This window comes from Streptomyces sp. NPDC058964, assembly GCF_042741275.1.
In the GTDB taxonomy this organism is placed as follows: Bacteria; Actinomycetota; Actinomycetes; order Streptomycetales; family Streptomycetaceae; genus Streptomyces.
Genome location: NZ_JBHYKH010000581.1, coordinates 1 through 5,405, shown reverse-complemented (window position 1 = coordinate 5,405; position 5,405 = coordinate 1). Strand labels below are relative to the sequence as shown.

The window sequence follows — 5,405 nt, the reverse complement described above, 5'->3', positions numbered from 1 at the left end:
GCCAGCGGCAGGTCGCAGGCCACCACCGGGACGCCCCGCCGCCCGGCCCAGCGCACCGCCGCCAGTTCGGGCGAGAAGTCGGCGAAGGGGTAGAAGGCCGGACCCCCGCCGCCGTCGGCGGGGGCCGCGGCGAGGGCGACCGGGGCCCTGGTCTCCTCATGGGCGAGCCATGGCAGCCACTCCTGCATCTCGGCGGGGAGTTCGACGAGCAGCACGTCCGGCTCCGCCGCGTCGAGGAGCGCGGGTACCGCCGCGGCCAGGGAGGGCGCGTGGTGCCGTACACCGATGAGGTAGGGACCCGCCGGGTCGGTCAGCGTCGCGACGGCCTCGTCGGGCGAGGCAGGACAGGAGGCGGGGGCGGGCGTTGCGGGGGACAGGGGCACGGCCGTCAGCCCTCCAGGACCGTGCGCAGGTCCCACAGGGTGCGCCAGGTGGCCGAACCCTGCTCGGCGCGCCGCCGCACCGGACCGTCCCAGTAGCCGCGCAGCCGGGCCGCGTCGGCGGGGTCGTCCTTGCGGACCACACCGAGGAGATGCCCCGGCAGCAGCCCGAGCACGTCCCGGTCCCCGGGGAAGTAGGCCGCGGCCAGCCCCAGCGCGCCGGCGACGGAGACGGCCTCCGCCGTGCTCATCACGGTGGACGGCCGCTCCACCTCCCAGCCTTCGGCCGACCGGCCCTCCCGCAGGTCGCGAAAGGCGGTGACCAGTGCCTCCAGCACGGTGTCGTCGACCCGGAAGGCCGCCCCGGCCCGCTCGACGGAGGCGCGGGCCTGGCTGCGCACCAGCGCGGTCTCCGCGTCGAGGTCCGGGATGGGACCCACGGTCTCGAAGTTGAACCGGCGCTTGAGCGCGGCGGACATCTCCGACACGCCCTTGTCCCGCAGGTTCGCCGTGGCGATGAGGGTGAAACCGGGCGCCGCGTGGGCCAGGGCGTCGTCCGTGCCGGCCAGCTCGGGCACCGCGATGCGCCGCTCGGAGAGCAACGACACCAGGGAGTCCTGCACTTCGGGCAGACAGCGGGTGACCTCCTCGACCCGGGCGACGGCGCCCCGCTCCATGGCCGTGAGGACGGGGGAGGGCACGAGGGCCTCGCGGCTGGGCCCCTTGGCCAGCAGCAGGGCGTAGTTCCAGCCGTACTTGAGCTGGTCCTCGGTCGTGCCCGCCGTGCCCTGAACCACAAGGCCGCTGGTGCCGCAGACCCCGGCCGACAGCAGCTCGGAGAGCATGGACTTGGCGGTGCCCGGCTCGCCGACGAGCAGCAGACCGCGCTCACCGGCGAGGGTGACGACACACCGTTCGACCAGCGCCCGGTCACCGACGAACTTGCCCTCCACCACCAGCCGGCGCGGCACGCCGTCGGGCGCCTCCGTGCCGTCCGGGAGCTTCAGGACCTGACCGCCGCTGCCCATGACGAAGGTGACGACCGCGCGCGGGGTGAGCCGCCAGGCGGGCGGGCGCGGCCCGTCGTCGTAGGCCGCGAGAAAGGCCAGTTCGGTGGCGTGCCTGTCCTCGGGCGGGACGATCTGACGGGTCGTGTCGGGGGCGACGGCTGTGGTCATCGGCGGCGGTCCTTCGGGGTGGTGTCAGAGGTCTGCGGGGTCCGGAGCGCGGTCATCGGCGGCGCCCCTTGCGGGTGGCCCGTGTGGTGAGTTCCTCGTACGCCGGGGCGTCCCCGGCACGCACGCGGTCCCAGGCGCGGGCGAACAGTTCGGGCACCGCGACGAGCGGCACGGCCCGGCTCCGCCCGGTGACCGGGTAGAGACCCTCCTTCCAGGTCTCCACGGGCAGCGCCGGAGCCTTGAGGTCGTACCAGCCGCAGGGCAGGAACTGGGTGCGTCCGGCGCGCGGCCGCTTCGCCTCGACGACCAGGTCGGTCGCGGCCAGTTCGGCACGGGCCTTCTTCAACCGGGTGGGCTTCCAGCCGGTCCAGCGGGCGCAGTCGCGGTCGGTCGGATCGGGCAGGGCCAGCAGCTGGAGGTAGAGCGCTGCCGCGTCCCCGCTCAGGCCGCGGGCCGCGGCGACCTCGGCGACGAGCGCGGGGACGCTCGCTCCGGCGTCCTGGGCGTGGCCGGTGGGGCCGTCGGCGTCCGTGCCCGCCGCGAGGGCGCGGGCGAGGTCGTCGCCGAGGATCGTCCGCAGCGCCCGGACACCGCCCCCGCGCTCCCGGCCCACCAGCCCCTCGACGAGCCCGAGGACCGCGTCGTCCGGTCCGCCGAGTCCGGCCGGGCGGACCAGGACCGTCTCGGTGTCCCCGTACCAGGGGCGCAGGACGAGCGCCTCGCCGAGGCGCGTCAGCCCGTGCGCGTCGGCGCCTCCGGCGGTGGGAAGCCCGAACGCCTTGCGGAGTTCGACGGCGGTCGACCCGCCCTTCTCCGTCCACTCGATGTCGAGGTCGACGAGCAGTTCCGGGTCGGAGAGGCGGCGGCGCAGCGCGGCCAGGCCGTCCGGCAGTACGGCGCGCAGGGCGTGTCCGTACGGCAGGGCGTAGGCGAGCGTGGCCAGGGCGTCCACGGCACGGGTGATGTCGTACCGCCCGGGAACGGCCGCGGGGTCCTGAGCGATCAGGTTGCCGTCCTTGTCGGGCCGCTGGACCGTGGTGCGGCTGAGCCAGGGGGTGCGTGCGGGGTTGAGCACGGCCTCGGCCGAGGCGACGGACACACCGGCCAGGTCGGCGGCGGTGTCCTCGGGCAGGCGGACGAACGACGCGAGGCGCTCGGCCCACACCCGGCCGGCGGCCCGGGTGTCCGGTCCGGCCGTCCACAGGTCGGCGGGGTCCTCGGGCAGCAGGGCACCGATCAGTGCCGCCCGGTCCCGCCGGGCGACGGAACCCAGCATGGCGGTGCCGAAGTCCCGCTGACGCGGCTTCAGGCCCATGACGGCGAGACCCTCCGCGCCGGGTGCGGACGGCTGACCGGCCAGGAGCACGGTGGCCTGGAGCGGGCCCAGTCCGCCGCCGGTCGCCGCCGCGAGCTCTGCGGGTGCCTCGGGCCGCCAGACGGCCGCGCCCTTGTCCCGGATCAGCCGGGTGACGGCGGCGAGCCGCTCGGAGGAGATCGCGGACGTGTGCCGGGTCTCCTTGTCCAGCGTGAAGTGCGCGACCGCGCCGAACGCGCCGGACGGGTCGTGGTCCAGGGCCAGCCAGTTGACGCGCTCACGCTGGCTGTCGACGCTCTGGCAGCCGAGCACGACGACGGTGCGGCCTTCGCGGCGGAGCACCTGGCCGGCGCGCTGCTGCCTGTCGTGCGGCTCGCTCAGGACGATCTCCCGGAGCGTGCCGTCCGGGGCGGCCAGCGGCCCCTCGCCGACGGCCTCGAACAGCAGGAGCAGCGGCTCCCGTTGGGCGTCGGTCAGGGCGGGCGAGGCGGCCCGGTAGGCGAGCGGCCGCAGCCCGCTCAGCACGGAGGGCCACACCATGCCGATCCCGGGGACCGTGTGCTCGTCGCTGCGCCAGCCGTCGCCGAGGTCGGTGTGCCGCTCGCGGTCGGGCAGCGGTCTGCCGTCGGCGGGCTCGCCGGACAGTACGTGGTTGACCGAACGGATCTGCCGGAGCACGCTCCACCGTTCCCCGCCCCACCAGCCGCTCAGGTCGGCGATGCCGGCGGCGGCGTCGTGCAGGTCGCGGTCCTCGCCGTGCCGGGGGCTGTAGTCGGCGAACATGCCCTCGGTGCGGCTGGACGGCCGCGGCCGTTCCCGGGGAGGCGTCACGAAGGCGGTGGCCGACTCGGTGATGCGCAGCGCGGAGCGGACGAGGGCGGCGACACCGGTCAGCAGCCGCTCGTCGGTGAGTTCCGGCAGGGCGCCGCGTACGGCCTTCAGGGCGACCTCGTCCGCGGTCGGCACGGCCGGCTCGCCGTCGCCGGTCCGCGTGGCGGGCCTGCCGTCGGCGCCGCCCGCCCGCGCGAGCCGCTCCTGCCGTTCGGCCAGGTCGGCGGCGGTGACCCGGAGCATCCCGGCCGCCCGTTCGTCGGTCAGCGCGCGCAGGACCGCCGAGCCCCGCTCGTCGCGGGGACGCAGGGCGTGCCAGAAGGCGACCGGCGGCACGAACCGGGTGCCGGCCGCGAACTCCCCGCCCTGCTCGTGCGGAGTGACACGGCCGAGCTCACCGGTGGACGAGGTGTCGTCGGCCGCGAACAGGGACACCGTCAGGTTGACGCGGGCGACGACGGGTTCGGCTCCGCCGGGCAGCCGCAGCGCGCCCAGCGGAACGGCGCGCACCCGGCCCCGCTCGGCCGGCAGCGCCACGGTCCGGCCGTCCGGAGTACCGGTGACGGTCCGTGCCTCGGCTCCCGTTCCCTCCCTGCGCACCCAGCGGCCGAGGACCGTGCCGTCGGTGCCGAAGGGGCTGTGTTCCAGGCCCGGTTGCAGGGGCAGGACCTCGCAGTGCGCGGCTTGCAGGGACGCGCCCTCGCGGATGCCGGAGCGCAGGAAGGCGGGAAGCGACGCGCGCCCGTGGGTGCCGGAGCCGGGGTCGTACTCGAGCCACACCGTCTCCCGGCCCTGCCTGCCCTGCCGCCAGTAGGCCGTGCCGTCGCCCATGACGGGACGGGCGGGCGGCAGGACGGTGTCACCGGCGTGCAGCGTACGGCCGCCGGTGGCGCGGCCGCCGCCGGGCAGCGGGATCGACGGGGTGCCGGTGTCGTTGCTCGACCACCAGGTGGGGATCTGCTCGCCGCCCAGGGTGAACACCTCGTCCGGGCGGTTGGACCAGTAGGCGGACTGCTTGGCGCCCTGCCGCCACATGACGAGCAACTCGCCGTCGGTGTAGCGGAAGCGCGGGCGCTGCCAGCGGTCCAGGTCGGCGGGGAGCCGCAGTTCGTGTTCGAGCAGGATGCCGTCCGGGCCGACGACGACGGCCTTGCGCGGCCGGGCGAGGATCAGGGCGGGCCAGGCCTCGGTGACCGTCAGCGTGTTGTCCTCGCCCTTCCTGGGCTTCTCGTCGAGCAGCCGCAGTCCCTCCTCCAGGGCGGGCCAGCCCAGCTCGTCGAGGATGCCGGCGCGCAGGGTGCGGCCGAGCAGTGGCGCGACGTCGTGCGCGGCGACGCCGGCGACGGCGAGCGGGCCGACCCGGCCGGCCACGCTGTGGAAGGGGCGCAGCCGGTCGAGCGCCGCACGGGCGCCGGGCAGGCCCGCCGAGCCGGTGAACTCCTCGGCCGCCGCCTGCAGCCACTCCCGCAGCACGTCGGAGAGCACGGGATGCGCGGCGGCCTGCTGCAGGTCCGAGGCCGACCGGTGTTCGCCGAGGGTGCCCACGGCCCGTAGCAGCAGGGCGCGGAAACCCGGGTCGGCAATGGTGGCGACCAGGTCGCGCCGCCCGTCCCCGGAGTCGCGCAGCCAGCGGTCGAGGGCCAGATGGACGTCCACGTCGGCGCCGGGGATCGCGAGGGGGACGCGCTGCGCGGCGCAGAG

At 76.1% G+C, this 5,405-nt stretch carries 3 protein-coding genes; all 3 read right to left on the bottom strand.

Features of this window, described 5'->3' with window-relative positions; genetic code table 11:
- Positions 1 to 383, bottom strand: a 383-nt coding sequence (locus tag ACFW2E_RS40725) for a DUF5682 family protein (protein ID WP_384475316.1), incomplete at its 3' end; no start/stop codon positions are given.
- A gap of 5 nt (positions 384 to 388) precedes the next feature.
- The gene (locus ACFW2E_RS40720) at positions 389 to 1,558 is read right to left on the bottom strand and encodes an AAA family ATPase (protein WP_384475313.1); all 1,170 of its coding nucleotides are present in this window, start codon (positions 1,556 to 1,558) and stop codon (positions 389 to 391) included.
- Between the two features lie 52 nt (positions 1,559 to 1,610).
- Positions 1,611 to 5,405 (bottom strand): hypothetical protein (locus tag ACFW2E_RS40715; protein WP_384475311.1); only part of this gene is annotated, 3,795 nt, incomplete at its 5' end.